At 66.0% G+C, this 16,713-nt stretch carries 16 protein-coding genes and 2 pseudogenes; 9 read left to right on the forward strand and 9 right to left on the reverse strand.

Annotated elements, in window-relative coordinates; translation table 11 throughout:
- A pseudogene (locus ACIQPR_RS45555) lies at positions 1–87 on the forward strand (IS5/IS1182 family transposase); the annotation flags it as partial.
- A 510-nt stretch (positions 88–597) separates the two neighbouring features.
- Here the strand turns inward: ACIQPR_RS45555 and ACIQPR_RS45560 are convergent.
- From ACIQPR_RS45560 to ACIQPR_RS45570, 3 genes are all read right to left on the reverse strand, one after another.
- On the reverse strand, positions 598–1,707 hold the full coding sequence (locus ACIQPR_RS45560; protein WP_403662445.1) for a sensor histidine kinase: 1,110 nt from the start codon (positions 1,705–1,707) through the stop codon (positions 598–600).
- A 162-nt stretch (positions 1,708–1,869) separates the two neighbouring features.
- Positions 1,870–2,538, reverse strand: a complete 669-nt coding sequence (gene cseB, locus ACIQPR_RS45565) for a two-component system response regulator CseB (RefSeq protein ID WP_403662448.1) — start codon at positions 2,536–2,538, stop codon at positions 1,870–1,872.
- A gap of 96 nt (positions 2,539–2,634) precedes the next feature.
- Positions 2,635–3,162: a hypothetical protein gene (locus ACIQPR_RS45570; protein WP_403662451.1), complete on the reverse strand. Its 528-nt coding sequence runs from the start codon at positions 3,160–3,162 to the stop codon at positions 2,635–2,637.
- 278 nt (positions 3,163–3,440) lie between these two features.
- On the opposite strand from ACIQPR_RS45570, the gene ACIQPR_RS45575 reads away from it, so the two are divergent.
- The 5 genes from ACIQPR_RS45575 (at position 3,441) to ACIQPR_RS45595 (ending at position 7,815) form a co-directional block, all read left to right on the forward strand.
- A complete protein-coding gene (locus ACIQPR_RS45575) occupies positions 3,441–3,992 on the forward strand; it encodes a ribonuclease domain-containing protein (RefSeq protein WP_403662454.1) in 552 nt (183 codons plus the stop codon).
- Positions 3,993–4,085: 93 nt separating this feature from the next.
- Positions 4,086–4,478, forward strand: coding sequence for a barstar family protein (locus ACIQPR_RS45580; RefSeq protein WP_403662457.1), 393 nt, complete (start codon positions 4,086–4,088; stop codon positions 4,476–4,478).
- A 638-nt stretch (positions 4,479–5,116) separates the two neighbouring features.
- On the forward strand, positions 5,117–6,115 hold the full coding sequence (locus tag ACIQPR_RS45585) for an ABC transporter substrate-binding protein (protein WP_403662461.1): 999 nt from the start codon (positions 5,117–5,119) through the stop codon (positions 6,113–6,115).
- Between the two features lie 431 nt (positions 6,116–6,546).
- On the forward strand, positions 6,547–6,771 hold the full coding sequence (locus ACIQPR_RS45590) for a hypothetical protein (RefSeq protein ID WP_403662464.1): 225 nt from the start codon (positions 6,547–6,549) through the stop codon (positions 6,769–6,771).
- 204 nt (positions 6,772–6,975) lie between these two features.
- Positions 6,976–7,815 carry an SDR family NAD(P)-dependent oxidoreductase gene (locus tag ACIQPR_RS45595; protein WP_403662467.1) on the forward strand — a complete coding sequence of 280 codons (840 nt, stop codon included), beginning with the start codon at positions 6,976–6,978 and terminating at the stop codon, positions 7,813–7,815.
- Positions 7,816–7,859: 44 nt separating this feature from the next.
- Here ACIQPR_RS45595 and ACIQPR_RS45600 read toward each other — a convergent pair.
- From ACIQPR_RS45600 to ACIQPR_RS45620, 5 genes and pseudogenes are all read right to left on the reverse strand, one after another.
- Positions 7,860–8,804: pseudogene (locus ACIQPR_RS45600) on the reverse strand (RNA-guided endonuclease InsQ/TnpB family protein); the annotation flags it as partial.
- Positions 8,805–9,213: 409 nt separating this feature from the next.
- Positions 9,214–10,314, reverse strand: a complete 1,101-nt coding sequence (locus ACIQPR_RS45605; RefSeq protein WP_403662470.1) for an NAD(P)-dependent alcohol dehydrogenase — start codon at positions 10,312–10,314, stop codon at positions 9,214–9,216.
- 30 nt (positions 10,315–10,344) lie between these two features.
- A complete protein-coding gene (locus ACIQPR_RS45610) occupies positions 10,345–10,785 on the reverse strand; it encodes a PPOX class F420-dependent oxidoreductase (protein WP_403662473.1) in 441 nt (146 codons plus the stop codon).
- A 9-nt stretch (positions 10,786–10,794) separates the two neighbouring features.
- Positions 10,795–11,616, reverse strand: coding sequence for a hypothetical protein (locus tag ACIQPR_RS45615; protein WP_403662476.1), 822 nt, complete (start codon positions 11,614–11,616; stop codon positions 10,795–10,797).
- A 260-nt stretch (positions 11,617–11,876) separates the two neighbouring features.
- Positions 11,877–12,038: a hypothetical protein gene (locus ACIQPR_RS45620; RefSeq protein WP_403662479.1), complete on the reverse strand. Its 162-nt coding sequence runs from the start codon at positions 12,036–12,038 to the stop codon at positions 11,877–11,879.
- A gap of 602 nt (positions 12,039–12,640) precedes the next feature.
- On the opposite strand from ACIQPR_RS45620, the gene ACIQPR_RS45625 reads away from it, so the two are divergent.
- The 3 genes from ACIQPR_RS45625 to ACIQPR_RS45635 are packed head-to-tail and all read left to right on the forward strand — an operon-like array spanning position 12,641 to position 15,410.
- Complete coding sequence (locus ACIQPR_RS45625) at positions 12,641–13,474, forward strand: isopentenyl transferase family protein (protein ID WP_403662482.1); 834 nt, start codon at positions 12,641–12,643, stop codon at positions 13,472–13,474.
- Complete coding sequence (locus tag ACIQPR_RS45630; protein WP_403662485.1) at positions 13,471–14,826, forward strand: FAD-binding protein; 1,356 nt, start codon at positions 13,471–13,473, stop codon at positions 14,824–14,826. Before ACIQPR_RS45625 ends, ACIQPR_RS45630 begins: the two co-directional genes overlap by 4 nt.
- Positions 14,823–15,410 (forward strand): TIGR00730 family Rossman fold protein, encoded by a 588-nt coding sequence (locus ACIQPR_RS45635; protein WP_403662488.1) that lies wholly within the window; start codon positions 14,823–14,825, stop codon positions 15,408–15,410. The genes ACIQPR_RS45630 and ACIQPR_RS45635 overlap by 4 nt, the downstream gene beginning before the upstream one ends.
- A 4-nt stretch (positions 15,411–15,414) precedes the next feature.
- On the opposite strand, the gene ACIQPR_RS45640 is transcribed toward ACIQPR_RS45635, so the two are convergent.
- Complete coding sequence (locus ACIQPR_RS45640) at positions 15,415–16,575, reverse strand: response regulator transcription factor (protein ID WP_403662491.1); 1,161 nt, start codon at positions 16,573–16,575, stop codon at positions 15,415–15,417.
- Between the last annotated feature and the right edge of the window lie 138 nt (positions 16,576–16,713).

Below are 16,713 nucleotides of genomic sequence, written 5' to 3' on the forward strand. Positions count from 1 at the left end.
TGACGAATCTTCCGCAGGTCCCGGTGCAGCCCGAATCGAATGACATCAATCGCCAAGGCCATCCTCACACTGGAGCAGCAACGCTGAAGAAGCTCCCTACGTTGTTCTGCGGGAGGTGGTGAGCCCTTCGTATGGTTCACCCACCCAGGGGTGCCGGGTGTGGTTGAAAAAGCTCTGCCGCTTGTGGCTCTCAGTGATTGGCCGCCCGGCGCCCCACGACGACTCGGCTGCCAATTAGGAATTGCGAATGATCGCCCCGTAGGGAATCGACAGCGAGGTCGTCCTCGCCCTCGCCCGCCGCCGCGTCAACGTCCTCTGGGCACTCCTGCGCGACGGACGGACCTACGAGCTCATCCCGCCCAGTGCCCTCACGGCTTGACAGACCGCATTAGGAATCACTGACCAGCTGCATCCCGGTCATCGAACCCGAGTCAGCACCGTAGTCGCTGTGACCTGTGCGGTCAGGCTCTGCCCCCAGCGCACGCTCTAGCCGCACAGTACGGCATTTCGCCCACAGCGACCTGCGCAAGTGCCTGAACCGGCGAGCCTGCGGAGCCAGTTGATCCTGGACATCGAAGGTGAAGCCGATAGTTCGCCTCACTCTGTGTCGCTGTTGGTGGGTTCGCGTCCGGGCAGGTGTAAGGCGGCCTCGGCGCCCCCGTCGGGATGGTTACGGAAGGTGAGACGGGCGCCGAGCAGCCGGGCTTGTCCGGCGGCGATAGGCAGACCCAGGCCCGTTCCGGTGGATGCGGTACCGTGACGAAATCGCTGAGGACCAGAGGCGGTGGCGACGGCCAGCAGGTCGGAGGCGAAGCCTGGACCATGGTCGCGCACCCATACAACCGAACCGTCGGCGTTGCTGCCTTCATTGGTCTCCACGTCCACGATGACTGTCACTGGCGGGGCACCGTGCCGCAGGGCATTGGTGACCAAATTGGTGAGGATCCGTTCCACGCGTCGCGGATCGGTCTCCGCGAGGGTGTCGGTGACGATCTTGACCTGCACCCCGTCGAGCCCGGCGACCGAGCGGTAGACCATCGCGCTGACCTGACGGAGCTCGTTCTCCACCGATACCGCGTGGGCGTCGAGGCGGGCGACCTCCAGGACGTCCTCGACCAGTCCGCACAGCTTGCGCACCCCGCCTGTTACCAGGTCGGTGGCTGGCCCGGCAGGCAGCAGGCCAGTTGCGGTCACCATGGCCGCGACGGGTGTGCGCAGTTCATGCGCGATGTCGGCTGTCACCCGTCGTTCTGCCTCCAAGCGAGCGCCGAGCGCGTCGGCCATGGCATTTACCGAGGCCGCGAGCCGTGCGATCTCGTCCCGCCCCTGCGGGCCGGCACGGGCGTTCAGGTCGCCGCGAGCGATGCGTTCCGCAGTATCAGCGGCGGCCGTAGCCCGGCGGCCCATCCGTACTCCGAGAGCCAGCCCAACAAGGGACACCACGGCAGTGGCCGTCGCGCCCGTTGTGACCAGTGTCTGGTCCAACGTGGCCAGTTCGTGGGTCTCATGGGCGTAGGAACGTGACACCGTAAGCACGGTGCGGTCGGAGACGCGGGTCGCCGCCCACAGCACCGGATGTGGTCCGTCCTGTAGGTAGGTTACGCGGACGCTGCGGCGCACCGCCTTCGACACAGCCGGAGGCAGGTCCGGCGGGTCGAGCCGGGCCGCGGATTTGCGGCCGGCCGCGTGGTCGTAGACGGAGCTCATCAGCTGCCGGTCGAGGTCGGAGCGGGCGGTGGCCAGCTGGTCAGTGGCGGTGATGCGGTGGACGAGCAGTCCGACCGAACTCGCGACACACGTAGCCGCTGCGGCTACGGCCAGGGCCAACTTTGTGCCGATGTTCACGGGAACCGTACCGATGTCCAGGCCCTACGGGCGCAGTTTGTAGCCGAAGCCCCGCACCGTCTGGATGCGTTCATGGCCGATCTTGGCGCGCAGTCGGCGGATATGAACGTCCACCACCCGAGTGTCCCCGGACCAGGCGTAGTCCCACACCTTCTCCAGCAGTACGTCCCGAGTCAGCACCATGCCGGGCACGGCGGCGAACTCTTGCAGCAACTTCAGCTCCGTGGTGGTGAGGGAGAGCGGCTTTCCCCCGAGGCGCACGTCCAGGGTTTCCGGGTCGAGGGCGAGGTCGCCGAAGGTGAGCGGGGTGCTGCCTGGCCGATGTTCGGCGGGCGCGGCGCGGCGCAGTAGGGCGCGGATCCGGGCTGTAAGTACCATCCCGTCGAATGGCTTTGTGACGTAGTCGTCGGCGCCGGCCTCCAAGCCCATCACCACATCCACGGGATCGTTGCGCGCCGAGATCAGCAGGACCGGAACCCGCGACTCCTCGCGGATACGGCTGGCGAGGCTCACCCCGTTCAGGCCGGGCAGCATGATGTCCAGCACAGCCACATCTGGTGCCTGTTCTCGAAACAGGGCGAGACCGCTCGTCCCGTCTGAGGCGGTGCGGACCGTGTAACCGCTTCCCTGCAAGGTGAGCCGGGTCGCCTCCCGGATCATCTCGTCGTCCTCGACTAGCAGGACCTCGTGCATATGCGTCTCCTGAGGCTTGGTTTTCCGGCTCCAAGGGGATCAACGGTATGTGTCGGTGACCCGACAGCCTCATCACGACCGCGCGGCAGAAAGCCATCATGCCGCGGGAACCTGCAGGCTCAAATCCCCGGTTTCCAAAACCCAGTTGGGCGTGGGCGGATGGGCGGGGGTGAGTACCGCGTGGTCGTAGTACGCAGCGTACTCGCGCTTGACCAGGCCGCTGAGGACGAGGCGGACCGGGTGGGTAGGGGGGTCGGCGTCGCCTTGGGGACAGCCCGACGCACAAGCGACATCCACCACCACCCCGGTCGCCACGGCTCGTGACGTACCCCAACCGCGCCACTTGAGGCCGTAGAGGGTGGTGTGCTCGGTGAGATCTACGATGTCGGGCCGTCGTCGAGGGATCGAGCGTGCGTCGTCGACATAGACCGGACCGGTCCAGGGGACCGCGGTGGGCGCCGGGCCTTCGACCCGTGTGCCGCCGTCCACCATGCCGCACCCTGCCAGGCTCATGGTGAACAGGAGCCACAGCGCTGGGCAGCGGTATCGCATGCTGCTCCTTTCTTCCGGCACTTCCGGTACCCGAAGGAGGACCACTTTGGCCGCTTCCGATGAACGAGACATGTCCTGACATTAAGGAGCCGGCAAACCGGGACCGTACCGCATAACTCTGTAACAACCGCACGTCATTTCCGACCGGCGCTTGTGATCAGGCCGCCGTGTCACTGTCATGTGCGGCTGGTTCCTTGTGCGGCATCGAGGCGGATTGCCTCGGAGAAGCATAGAAACGAGTCGAGGAGTACCAGTTGTCCCCCTCCCTTGCTGAGACGTCCGCGCCGGACGCGGAGCCCCGTAAGAAGCCCCGACTGCGGGGCCGCCGTCGGGTCCTGGCCGTTGCGGGCATGCTGCTCGCCCTTGTGGGCGGCGCGGTGGCCGAGCCCAGCGGTGCATTCGCCCAGGCGCCGCCTGGACAGACCAACCATGGTTTCCAGAACCCTCCGGCGGGATCTGGTATCTCGCAGGCGGATTGGAACGAGATTCTTCGCGCGGCGGGATTCTGGTCCAACGTGAACATCGACGCCTACCCCAACTGGGGTGTCGGTCACCTCGAAGTCGAGCCTGGCCGGGGGTGGCCCGGCCAGGCGGGTGGCAACCGCTGGTTCGACTTCTGGGACTCCAATGCGCACGCCAACCGGTACATCTACTACGGCGGCAGGTTCAACGACTACCAGGGCCTCGTGAGCAACATCGAGCGCGCCAACGGAGCCTCGTCGTCCCAGGCCCACTCGACGCAGGGCAGCAATGTCTCCCCCTACGTGGAGTACGACATCGATGAGTACACCTCTACGGGCGTCCGGCGAAATGCGCGGCGGATCGTGCGTAACCCCAATACCGGCAACGTTTACGCCACGACCGATCACTACAACTCGTTCAACCTCGTCGGCAAGTTCTAGGCGCCGGGGCGACTGAAAGGGCCGGGGTGGTGCGGTGGGCAGAGGGTTTCCGTTCCGCCGTACCACCCCGCATCCGTGAAGGAGACAATCACCTTGATTGGTACGACCGCCTGGATCCGCCCCCTGACCGAGGCGCCGGCCGATGTCCCTGCGCCTAGGGAGCTACGCGGCTCGCGCTGCCGCACCCTGGAGGACTTCTTCACCGAATGGGCCACCGGGCTTGGCTTCCCCGACTACTTCAGCCGCAACTGGGACGCCTTCGTCGACTGTCTCCGCGACGTCGGGCCGGTGTCGGTCGTCGTCCGGGAGGCTGCGGACCTCCTCGTCGACGGGCCCCCGCACGAGTTGGCTGTCCTCCTGTCCGTCCTGAGCGAGGCTGCCGGTGACGAACGCGCTACGCTGCGCCTGCTCCTCCTCGATGACGCCCCCGCCCGCCTGTCCGACCTAGATCGGCGCATGACGGAGGCCGGGTGCGTGAGCCATTGAGGCTGTTGTGACCGAAGCATCGAACATTCCCCCGCAGGCCCGATGATCGCCAGCGGCCCGTCGGTTCCGATCTACGGGGATCCGGTGCCGCACCGCAGAACTGGTGCCGCCCATCCGAGAGTGCGCCCAGTAGACGTCGCATACGCGTCGGATCGTTCCAGATGTCGTCAAGGCGCTTGGGGGCACGGCGTTGTTCGAGCGAGATACGTGTCGGGTCATGCTCGCAATCGGCTTCTCTTGGTCCATCGAGTGCTTGGTGGTGAAACCCGAGTCCCTTCAGGCCCGGTAGAGCGGCTGGCGGTGGGATCACACGCTTGGTGTCACGGTGGACCAGGTCGCCGTGTTGGTCGCGACCCGCATCTCCTCACCGTGCGGCCCGCGGGTATACCGACCTTCTAGTTGTTCAAATTTGGATGAGTGGTTACAGTGGTCCCGGATGACTTGAAACTTCAAGTTGTTTCCCTGTGAAACCCATGTACCACCGAGAGGTGTCGACGATGGAGCTCAGCAGAAGGACCCTAGGGAGGGCCGCAGCGGCCGGAGCCGTGGCGGTCGGTCTTCAGCCCCTTGCATCCAAAGCAGCGGTAGCCGAACCGTCCAGCAGGCGAACGACGGACGAGCAGCAACAACTCCGGGTCTTGTACAAGAAGGCCCGGGCCGAAGGCGGACGAGCCACCGTCTATATGGGTGGTGACACCTCCGGATTCTGGGACTTCATTCCCCATGCCTTCCTCGCGCAGTTCCCAGGTATCCAGCTGCACATGGTCACCGACCTGAGCAAGTACCACTACGCGAGGATCTACAATCAGCTCGCCACCGGCGACGTCGTCGCTGACGTCGCGATAGTGCAGACCACGCAGGACTTCGAGCAGTGGAAGGCCGACGGCGAGCTGCTGAAGTACCGGCCCATCGGTTGGGAACGGGTCTTCGACAACGCCAAGGACCTCGACGGTTACTGGACGGGCGCCTTCTATGCGGCGTTTTCCCCCGTGGTCAACACCAAGTTTCTCCCTGCCGACCCCAGCGACTTCCGAGCCACTGACCTGCTGAATCCCGCCTTCGCGAACAAGATCGCCAGCGTCTGGCCCAACGACGACGACGCCATACTTTTCCAGTACAAGCTCTTCATCGATCAGTACGGCTGGAGCTGGCTGGACAAGCTCGTCGCGCAGAATCCCAAATTCCTTCGCGGTGGGCCGAATGTGACGGCCGGTCTCGCTGACGGCACCTACCTGGCCACCCCGGCCATGGCCGGAGTCCCCAGCATCACCACTGTGCAGGTGCTGCCGCGTCGCGACCAGTTCGTGTCCTGGGCGCAGCGCGCCGCCATACTCCGGCGGTCCAGGCATCCGGCCACCGCCAAACTGTTCGTGAGCTGGCTGCTTTCCGCACAGACCCAGAAGAGCGTGATCGGAAGCTTTACTTGGCCGGTGCGCGGCGATGTCCCCCAACCGGCATGGCTGAAGCCTCTTGCCGACTACCGCACCACCGACCCTCTTGCCTTCCCGAGATTCATGCGCGACCGTGGCGCCGTCGAGCGGTTCAGGTCCCAGGTCGAGCTGTACGTCGGTTTGGTGCAAGGCCCCGATCCCGCCGATCCGGCCGGAACGCTGGGCCGTACCCCGGGGCGTTTCTGACCGACGCTCGACCACCAGGGAGGAGTAGATGCCGGTGGTCGTGGCGCAAGTGGCTGGCGAGGCTGGCTGGCCCTCTCTTGCCGCGGATAGTGTGACGTGACTGCGGGCGGCTGAGCGATGACAATCCGTACTGCCGTGACGGAGCTGCGGTCTCCAGCTCCCTCGCGCGGGACGACGCGTGCCAGGGCTTGGCCGTCAGCGGTCTAGAGTGTCCGCTGCTCCGCAGCGGACACTGATTCAGTGCGTTTGTAAGGGACTGAGGAGTCCGGGGTCCATGGAAGAGCTCTGAGCTGAAGGCGATCGGCGACGGGCCCGCGCGCTCGTTGCGATCAACCGGTGGCATCCCGGAGCCCGCGGAGGATGCGCTCCAATGTCTTGCATCCTGGGCTGTCAGCTGCTCGCTGACGTGACTGTGGAGATGTGCGACGTGGGTGATCATGGCGCAGTCCAGTGCCTTGCCTTCCATGCTCGACGTGGTGGCAGCCGACGGCGCTTACGTGCGGTCGCTGCCTCCTGGCCAGGGCGACCGGCCGATGAACCTGGCCGTCGACGGGATGGCCCTCTCGGTAGTCGAGTTCCTGGAGGGTGAGGCAGGCGACTCGACCGGCTGCCCGCTCCGGGGCACGACCGATGTCGAGGGCGCGCCCGCGCTCTGAGGGGAGATCTCAGCCAGCTGGCGCCCTGGCGCCGATGCAGGCTGCACGTCGTCGGCCTCATTGTCTGCCGCCGACCTTCAGGGGCTCCACGTCGATCAGAATCGCGTTGGTAGGGGGCACCGCCACTACCCAGCCGAGGGATACGCACCTGACGGAGGCATGCCTAGCGTTAAACGGGATGCGAGCGGACGACAAGGAGCTGCCATGTCCACATGGTTCGTCACTGGAGCCGGCCGAGGCCTGGGCCTGGAGATCGCGCGTGCCGTGCTGGCCGGAGGTGACACCGTCGTGGCCGCAGTCCGGAACCCACACCAGCTGCCGGACGACGTGAAGCAGTCCGAACGTGCGCTCGCGGTCCCCCTTGATGTCACCCGCGCCGACCAGATCGCGCAGGCGGTCGGGGCGGCCGTACGTCGGTTCGGCGGTATGGACGTCCTCGTCAACAACGCGGGCCGCGGGCTGCTCGGCGCACTGGAGGAGACCACAGACGCCGAGGCGCGTTCGCTGTTCGATCTCAATGTCTTCGGGCTGATCGGTGTCACCCGCGCGGTGCTGCCGGGAATGCGGGCCGCCGGGAAAGGTAAAATCGTCAATATCGGTTCCCGGTCCGGCTTCGAGGGCGCGCCGGGCCTCAGCGTGTACTGCGCGTCCAAATTCGCCGTCGCAGGCATCAGCGAGGCACTGGCGGCAGAACTGGAGCCGTTCGGAATCCAGAGCATGGTGGTGGAACCCGGGGTCCTCCGCACCGACTTCCTCGCCCCCAGCTCCCTGTCCACAGCAGTCCGACGCATCCCCTCCTATGACGGAACCCCGGCTCACGCGTTGCTGGACATGATCGGCGTCGTGAACCACACCCAGGCTGGGGACCCCGTCAAGGGAGCCGCTCTGATCTACGAAGTGGCCTGCCAGGACAAGCTGCCCCGACATCTGGCCCTGGGCCGGGACGCGGTCGAGCACCGGTGGGCCACGCTGGCTCGGCTTCTGGACGACCTTGCCGTGTGGCAGGAGCGGTCCGTCGCCACCGTCTGCGACGACATCCTTTGACATTTTCCCCTGCTGAAGCCGGGGGATTCCTGGCTTAGGCCGCCTGTGGGAGCGGCGCTCCCGGAACAGTCCATCGTGGTGTGGGCCGGATGCACGAGGTGCACGATCCGTCCGTGCTTGCGGGCCATCTCGGTCAGTGCGCTCTTCGTCACGCCGATCGCCGCGTCGGCGGCCGTGCGGGTCATCGTCGACTTCGGGGGGGGAACTTCGGCCTGAAGTCCTCGGCGGCGAGCTGGCCGAAGTCCGGCACGACTGCCTTGGCCCACTTGAATGCGGTGTCCGGGCGCTGCCGAGCGACCTTCTTGTGGACCTTGGCCGCCGCGCGGGAAGCCGTCCGGTAGTCCTTCGGCGCGGCCTTGCCACGCGCGGGTTTCCGCCTCACCATCTGCTTCTGGTATCGGGCAAGTTTCTGCGCGGCCGTCTTCCCGCGCTGGCCGTGTGGCAGGTTGCGGGCGTTGGAGGTGGTGGCGGCGGTCTCCTTGACGTTCCAATCGATTCCGATCGCCCGGCCCCTCGACGGAAGCGGCTCGACAGCCCTCGCCACGACGAATGAGTCGTACCAGTGGCCAAGGCTGTCGCTGTACACCCGCACCGATGCGTGGGGTCGGCGGGCAGGTCACGGGACCACACCACGGTCAGGGGGATGCCGCCCGCGAGGTGAAGGCGGCCCTCCTTGAGTCGGAATCCGCACCGCGTGTAGTTCAACGACCCCAGGGCGTCGCGCTTGCGTTTGATCCTGGGCATCCCGGTGCGCTGGGTCATCGGCAGCTTCGCCTCGATGTCTTTCAGTACTTTGGTGCGGGACTTCCCGAAGCCGCGGATGATCTGCTTCCGCGGTGCCGAAGCGACTTCGCGCAGCCACCCCATGGCGGTGTACGGGCATCGGTCAGCATCCTGTCGAGCTGCGCCGGACCGCACGTCGCTTTCTCGGTAGCGGCCTTGTTGATGCCGTGGATCTTGCGTGACATGGCCACGCATTCGTTCCGCACCCCCCGGCACCGTGCTCACTCGGCATCGAGGCCTGCGCGTGCGGTCGACGAGGCGCGGAGCCGGTAGGTGTACCGGACATGCCCGGCCCTTTCGGCTATCGCCAGTGTCGTCATGACGCCGTAGTAGCGCCGTGGACAATGAAGTGCGGATCACGCGCCGCCTCCCCGAAGAACTCCGTGACTGGCCACGCTCAGCGCGAGTGTCGGTTTCTCAACTCCGAGATCGTCCACCTGCTTGAGGTCACCCCACAGCCGTGAGCGCAGACGACCCATCACCCTGACGGAGATCGCTCCTTCCTTGCCTTGCTCCGCAGGAGTCCGATTCCGCCCTGGCCTGAAGGCCGGGGCATCCTCGGAAGTGACCGGTGATCGGGCTGCGCTGCGCGGTGGGCAGGAGCGGGCATGCCGATCAGGCGAACGTGAGAACGGACTTGAGGGTCGTGCCCTTCTCGAAGTCCTCGACAGCCTGGTTGATGTTCGCGAAGTCGTAGGTTCTGATCAGCCGGTCGAAGGGGAGACGCCCCCGCTGGTAGAGCGTGATCAGTTCGGGGATGAACACACGGGGCACGCTGTCGCCCTCGGAGATTCCGCGGACGGTACGGCCGAACAGTATGCGGGACATGTCGATCGACGCGTCGACGCCGTCACCGGGGGCGCCGATCACACCACATGTCCCCCCGTGGTTGAGCGCGTCGACGGCCTGCCGCAGCACGGTCGGCACGGCTGTCGTCTCCAGGCAGTAGTCGGTCCCGAGTCCGCCTGCCAGGTCTCTCAGACACGAGACCGTTCTGCCTTCCCCGGCACGCACCACGTGAGTCGCACCCAACTCCATTGCCAGAGCCAGGCGTTGTTCGTTGAGGTCCACTGCGACGATCGGATCGCAGCCTGTGATCGCGGCTGCCATGACCGCGCTCATGCCCACGGGACCCACGCCGAGGACCGCGATACTGCTGCCTGCTTCGGGCCTGAGAGAGTTGAGCACGGCGCCGACTCCCGTCTGGACGCTGCATCCCAGCGGCCCCAGAAGTTCCAGGGGCACTGACCGGTCCACTTTGACCACGTTGCGTTCGGTGGCGAGAGCGTGAGTGGCGAAGGCGGATTGGCCGAAGAACAGCCCGTGCACGGTGCCCGAGTCCCGTCGCAGCGGAGCTCCGTCCGAGTCGCGGGCTCCGCCGAAGTTGCATGCGGCGAAGCGGTCGCAGCACGACGGCCGGCCTCGCAGGCACATACGGCAGCCACCGCAGGAGTTGAAGGTGAGCACGACGTGGTCGCCGGGTGCGACGTATGAGACGCCCCTTCCCACGGCGTCCACTACGCCGGAACCCTCGTGGCCGAGCACGGCGGGCAGGGGCACCGGGTATCGCTGGTCCCGGACGACGAGGTCGGTGTGGCACAGCCCTGAGCCGACCATCCGCACGATCACCTCGCCCGGCCCTGGATCGTCCAGCTCCAGGGGTGTGAGGACGAAGGGTGCGTTCTTGTTCTCGGTCACTGCGGCGGTGATGCGCATGGTGCGGTTCCTCCAGGTCCGAGATGGCTGTCAGGATCGGGTATCGAGTGCGGGGGTGGCGTGCTGGCTGTCGCGGAAGGCACCCCAGCCGTGCCAGCGCTCGACCTCGATCCAGGCACTGACGCGGTTGCGGTCTCGGGTCGGGTAAGGGCGCCCGAGGTAGTGCTGGGAGAGTCGGTCGAGGTCGAGCAGTCCCGTGTCGTCGCGCAGTTCGACGACGTGTCCTACGAGCGTGACATGGGTGCCCCAGTCATCCCTGTCGAGGACGGTCAGCGTGACCCGTGGGTCGTTGCGTAGGTGGTCGAGGCGTTTGCGGTCCTCGTCCATGTTGACCAGGACCCGTCCCTCCTCCCAGAGGTACCAGGTGGCCGTGGACACCGGCTGACCGTCCGCCCGTAGGGTGGCGATGACGGCGTGGTTGGGTTTTCTGAGCAGAGTTGTCGCGCCCTCGGGTAGCGGGGGTCTGGACATAGGCCCTCCCTAGACTGACGTCATGCCGTGCCGCGCGAGCTGCGTGAGCATGCGGGAACGGTGGTCGGCGGCCTCGTTCGGAAGTTCGGCGCTCGCCATGCCGAGACGGTCCACGAGCTTCTCGATCGTGGCGTTCTCGGTGGTGGAACGCCTGGGCAGCAGCGGCAGTTCGTAGTCGTGCTGCCAGGTCCGCTGCATGGCATGGTCGTTCTTCCAGCGGACCTTGCGGAGGGCCTCCAGTTGGAGGCGCCGGCTGGTGGTGCTGTCCATGCCGTTGTGCGACCAGTGTTCAGCTTCGCCGCCCGCGTCGAACACTCGGAGACCTAAGCGCTCGGCGTCCTGCCACACTGACATTGTCTCGTCGTTGAGCATGAAGACGTACAGCGCGAGGTTGCCCTGGTACTCGTTCACCAGGAAGCTCTTTGTATCCTCCAACAGCTCGGGACTCTCCCCGGGGTTGCTGACGATGAACGAGATCCAGTAGTGCACGGAACTGTCCGCGAGCAGTTCGAACGCCGTGCAGTTGATCTGGGCCTTCACCTGATTGTTCGCGAACTTCAATGTGGTGTCGTTCATCGACTCGAAGCCGATCGCCAGCGCCCGGCAGTGCGCTTCGGCCAGGGCGTCGACGATGCCCTGGCCCTGTATCAAGTAGGCGCGCGTGTACGCCTTACAGGCGACCTCGGTCTTGGTGAGCAGTGGCAGCAGGGCCCGAAGACGGGTGGGTGGCACGGTGAAGGTGGAGTCCAGAGCCTTGATGTACTGCGCCCCATGTACGTCGGGGTAGCGGACGAAGTCGCCGGCGATCTCTCTGCGGACTTGTAGTGCCATTTCGGAAGGGCTGGGGAGAAGGAGATGTACTTGCACCTGAACGGGCAGCCGCGCATCGACTCGTAGGAGATAACAGGGAATCGTCCCGAGGGCGCGGGCGAGGGGAGCGCCTCCAGATCGGCGTTCTGGACGCTGGATACGCGGATGCGGCCGGTGTCCTGGTCCCGCCGCACCCGGTTGGCTATGGCACTCACTGGCTCGCTCTTGCGCAGGGCGTTCAGGAGCGGCGCCAAGGCAGGTTCCGGGTCGCCGCGGACCACCTACCGGACGAACGGGTGCGCGTCGAGGATCTGCTGGAACTTCAGATTGCTGTAGTGGCGGCCGAGGACGAGGGCCGCCGCCAGGAACCGTTCCTGTACCCAGGTGATGGCCTGCGCCATCGTGCCGCGGTCCCAGATGAACGTGGTCGACAGCAGAACCACGTCGAAGGGCCCAGCCTGATCTGGAAGGCAGCCGTCCCAGATGCCTTCGATGGGGAAGCGGTCGTGGTCGATCCCGGCGGCTTCCAGGACGGCCCGGAGGGTGAAAGTGGTGAGGTGCGATTGCTGACTCGTCGTCGCGTTCGGTGCGCTGGAGCCGCACCGAGGAGACCGCCCGTATTCGGTTCGCCGCCTCGCGTTGCCTGAGCAGGAGGAGGGACGTGCCACCGGTCTCCGCACGGAGGGAGGACAAGGCGGCTGTCTCATGAGCCCGGCTGGGGAACCGACCAGGGTCTTCCAGTGCCTCGAAGGCCGAGCCGACCAGGAGCGCGTTGGCCGGGAACTCGGGGCCGTGGCCTGAGACAAGCAGAACGTTCATGAAATCCACCTTGCTGCACCAGGAAGTGAAGAGGCGTCGGCAGGGAATGAGGGATCAGCGCTTTGCGTATTCCTCCGACAGGCAGGGAGAATTATTCCCTCGGCTGTCATTCTGTGCCTCGCGTACGATCGGGCGACATCACACAGGTTGACAGCCCGTGCCGGTCCCATCGTCCGGAAGAAGCCGATTATCCCGGAGAACTTGAGTACCCAACCGAGTGATATACATGGGGCAGCCTGTGCGGCTTTCCTTTTGGTACCACTGCTCGGCGCAATTGCTCGGCTGGTTCCGAAAGGCGACACACATGAGCCAGGAAAAGACGGAGAACGATACGGGCGTTTATCTAGTCGTGGGCGCCACGGGAGTTGGGAAGAGCGACGTGGCAACCGCTCTGGCGAGGGCCGGCGGAGCCCCGGTCGTCGTCGCCGATCGCATCCAGTGCTTCACAGATCTGGCGACGACCAGTGCCCGAGCCGGAGCCGAGGAGCCCGGCGTGAACCGGTTCTGGCTGGGCGACAGGACCGTCCTCGACGGTGACTACCCCGCGGCGGAGGCCGCTCAGGACCTGATCGACACGGTCGCCGGGCTGAGTCGCGAGCACCCTCGCGTGATCATCGAAGGGGGTTCGGTATCCCTGCTGCAACACCTTGCTGGACAACTACCCTCCCTGCCCTGGCGGTTGACCGTACGCCTGCTCCCGATACCCGACCGGGCCGCCTATCTGGCAGCGCTGACCGCCCGGGCCCACGCGATGCTGATGCCCGTCTCACCCCACAAGAGTCTGCTGGCCGAGCTGGCAGCCGTGTGGCGTTTTCCCTCGGCGCGGGCATTCGTCGCCTCCGTGAACGGTCTTGAGGCCGCCCTGGAGTGGTGCACCCGGAACTCCATCGACCCGGCGAGGGCCGACGCCTTGGATCTTCCGGCGGAACTCAGGGAAAGCCTGGCACGCTTGATCGCCGTACGGCACCTGGAGCACGGCGAAATCCAGCACCGTGTGTTCACCGAACTGTTCCAGAGCTCGCCGGCCGGCATCGGGCGCCACCGGGAGTCTGCCGCATGACCGCGGAAGGTTTCCTCCTGCCGGGGCATGACGCGAGTGCGGACATGAGTGAAGAGACCCTCAGCCAGGCCGCGGACGACTTCGGCCACATCGTCACCGCCCTGCCGCTGGGAGTCCTCCGGCCGCGTTCGGCGCGGCAGATCCAGGAGCTGATCGCGTTCGCGGGTTCGCGCGGTCTGCCGGTAGCAGTGCGCGGCGGCGGTCACTCGGTGTACGGGCAGGGCCAGGCCGCGGGCGGATGCGTGCTCGACATGAGCAGGATGGATTCGGTGCTGAGCGTGTCCGACGACCGGGTTGTCGTCGAAGCCGGGGCACGTTGGACAGATGTCGTACGGGCGACACTCCACCGGGGTCTCACACCACTCGTGCTCACGGGCCACCTGGGCAGCAGTGTCGGCGGCGTCCTCACCACCGGAGGTCTGGGCGCGGCGAGCCACCGGCACGGCGCGGTCGCCGACTGTGTGCTCGCCCTGGACGTGGTGACCGGCAACGGAGAACTGGTCACCTGCACGCCGGATCACGAGTCCGGGCTCTACCACGCCGTTCTCGCGGGACTCGGCCAGTGTGCGGTGATCGTACGCGCCACCCTCCGGCTGGCGCCCGCGCCGGAACGGGTACGTGCATACCGCCTATACCATGCGAATCTGGAAAGCTATCTCGCCGATCAGCGCATGCTCGCGCGCGACGGCCGGTTCGACCAGCTGCAGGGCCGTGCCCGACCTACTGTGGGACACGGCTGGGAGTTCGTGGTGGAAGCAGCTGCTCACCACACGGGAAGTCGGCCTCCCGACGACAGCGGCCTGCTGGACGATCTGCGGCACGAACGCGACACGGAGGAGATCGGGAACGTCTCCTACACCGAGTTCCTGCACCGTGCCGTTGCTGAGGAACGGATCCTGCGCGTCACTGGGGAATGGCTGCGCCCCCACCCGTGGCTGACCCTCCTGCTGCCGGACGACTGCGTGTCGGCCTTCGTCCCCGCCGTGCTGCGCGACGAGGCCCAGCGAGACCTGTGGACGAGGGGGCTCGTACTGCTCTGTCCGCTGCGCGCCGAGGCTCTGCGTAGCCCGCTGCTGCGCAAGCCGGCCACTGGCGTCATCCATCTGTTCGCCCTGTGGCGCACGGCGCCGCCGAACGATCTCGCGGCTGTCCAGCAGATGGTGAGGGCGAACCGGGAAGTCTATGAGCGGGCCCGTACGTTCGGCGCGACGGTATACCCCGTCAGCGCGCTGCCGATGTCGGCCGATGACTGGCGCAGCCACTACGGATCGGCCTGGGGGGAGCTGGCGAGTGCAAAAGAACTCCACGACCCGCGTCGTGTCCTGGCGCCCGGACCTGGGGTGTGGCGGTGAGCCGTACCAGGGCGGTCAACAGCGTCACCGTCTTCTGCGGGGCCTCGGCGGGCCTGCACTCCGTCCACACCAAGGTCGCGGCTCGGCTCGGCAGCCGCCTGGCGCGTGCTGGCTTCGGTGTGGTCTACGGCGGCGCTTCGATCGGGCTGATGGGTGTTCTCGCGGACGCCGCTCTTGCCGAAGGGGGCCAGGTCACCGGTGTCATTCCACGAGACCTGGTGAAACACGAGATAGCCCACACCGGGCTAACCCGACTCCACATTGCGGCCAGCATGCACGAACGCAAGTTCCTCATGGCGGGCCTGGGTGACGCGTTCGTGGCGTTGCCCGGCGGCCTTGGCACCACTGAGGAGTTCCTGGAGGCGCTCACCTGGGCCCAGCTGGGTCTCCACCAGAAGCCCTGTTTCCTCTTGGACGCATGCGGCTACTATCGTCATCTGCTCGCTTTCTTCTCTCACGCGGCTGCCGAGGGGTTTCTCTCCGGCGCAGACGTCGAGCGGGTGCAGATCTGTGACGAGCCGGACGATGTCGTGGAACGCCTCCTGTCCTTCGAGAGGTCGATGTGCGATGGGGCGGAGATGTGAGGGTTCACAGAGGTCGCTGCGTCTCATTCTCGCGGAGTTCCGTCCAGATGCGGGCGAGTTCGACCCGGGACGTCAATCGAAGTTTCTTGAAGACACTGCGCAAGTGATACGCGACGGTATGCCTGGAAATGAACAAGCGGCTCGCGGCCTGGGTGTTGGACATGCCTTCGGCGACGAGTTCAGCCACCGCGATCTCGGTCTTGGTCAGGTCGAGGATGCCTACGTCCGGTTCCTCGGACCACCGTGCGTGGTGGTAGACCCGGCCGAGCCGATGAAGTCGGCGCTTCAGTCGGGCTGTGTCCCTCGCCGACTGCACAGCGACATACGCGGCCAAAGCGTGCTCCAGTGCAGAGATGGCCTGGTCCATGGAGCCATTCCTGGCAAGCGTCACCCCGATGTCCTCCTGCGCTGAGGCGGCTGCCCAAGGGTCGGCGTAGTGATCGGCGGCGACTTGTAGCTCGGTGACATTGCTCCGCAGAAGCCCCTCAGTGTGTCGGGTAGCCGCTTCGAGTAGAGGCTGGTCCCCGCCCAAGATCCACACCTTCCTGGTGGCTGCCACGAGAGTTTCTGCCGTCCTTCCGTCGCGCGGCAGCATGAAGCGCACCAGCCAGGCCGCGGCTCCCGGTTCCGTTGCCAGGAGGTCCTGGAGAATCCAACTCCCGTCCGAGATGAGCCGGTCCACCATGTAGACGACCGCGTCAGGGCCGTGCGTGGCCTCCTCGATCTGTATCAGTGCCCAGGCGGTCATGCCATGTGGAAAGCAACCGTTGCCGAGGACGCTCTCCGCTGACATTCGCCGCGCGTACCCGTCCGCCGCACGGAGATCTCCCCTGCGTAACGCCTCCAGGGCGAGCATGACCCAGGCGAACGACCTGCAGCCTTCCACGGCGTCGCCGGGGGCGTGCGCTATGGCCTGCGCCTGCTCCGCGATCCCGGGGAATCCGGCGCGTACTCCTTGAGAGAACGCCTGGAGCAGTTGCAGCTTGACTACTTGGTCGGGATTCTCACCGTAGACGACCGCGCGCTTGATGGTTGCGAGCTTCTCATCGAATTCGTCGTGACGGCGGAGCTTGATGAGCATTAACGCGAGCCATAATTCGGCCTCTAGCGTGTTGAAAGATCCGGGATTTCCGTCGTAGCCGCAGGATGCGGCAAACGCGGCCATGCGTAAAGCGGTCCCAAGTTCACCTTCTATCCATCTTTCGTATGATGACTTCAGGCGCCAGTCCAGTTGGGAGTAGGTACTCCGGTCGCAGAAGACGAGACGTTCTGGACGCATTCCGCAACTCCTGATGCGCAGGGG

It is taken from the genome of Streptomyces sp. NPDC091280, assembly GCF_044768565.1.
Classification (GTDB): domain Bacteria; phylum Actinomycetota; class Actinomycetes; order Streptomycetales; family Streptomycetaceae; genus Streptomyces.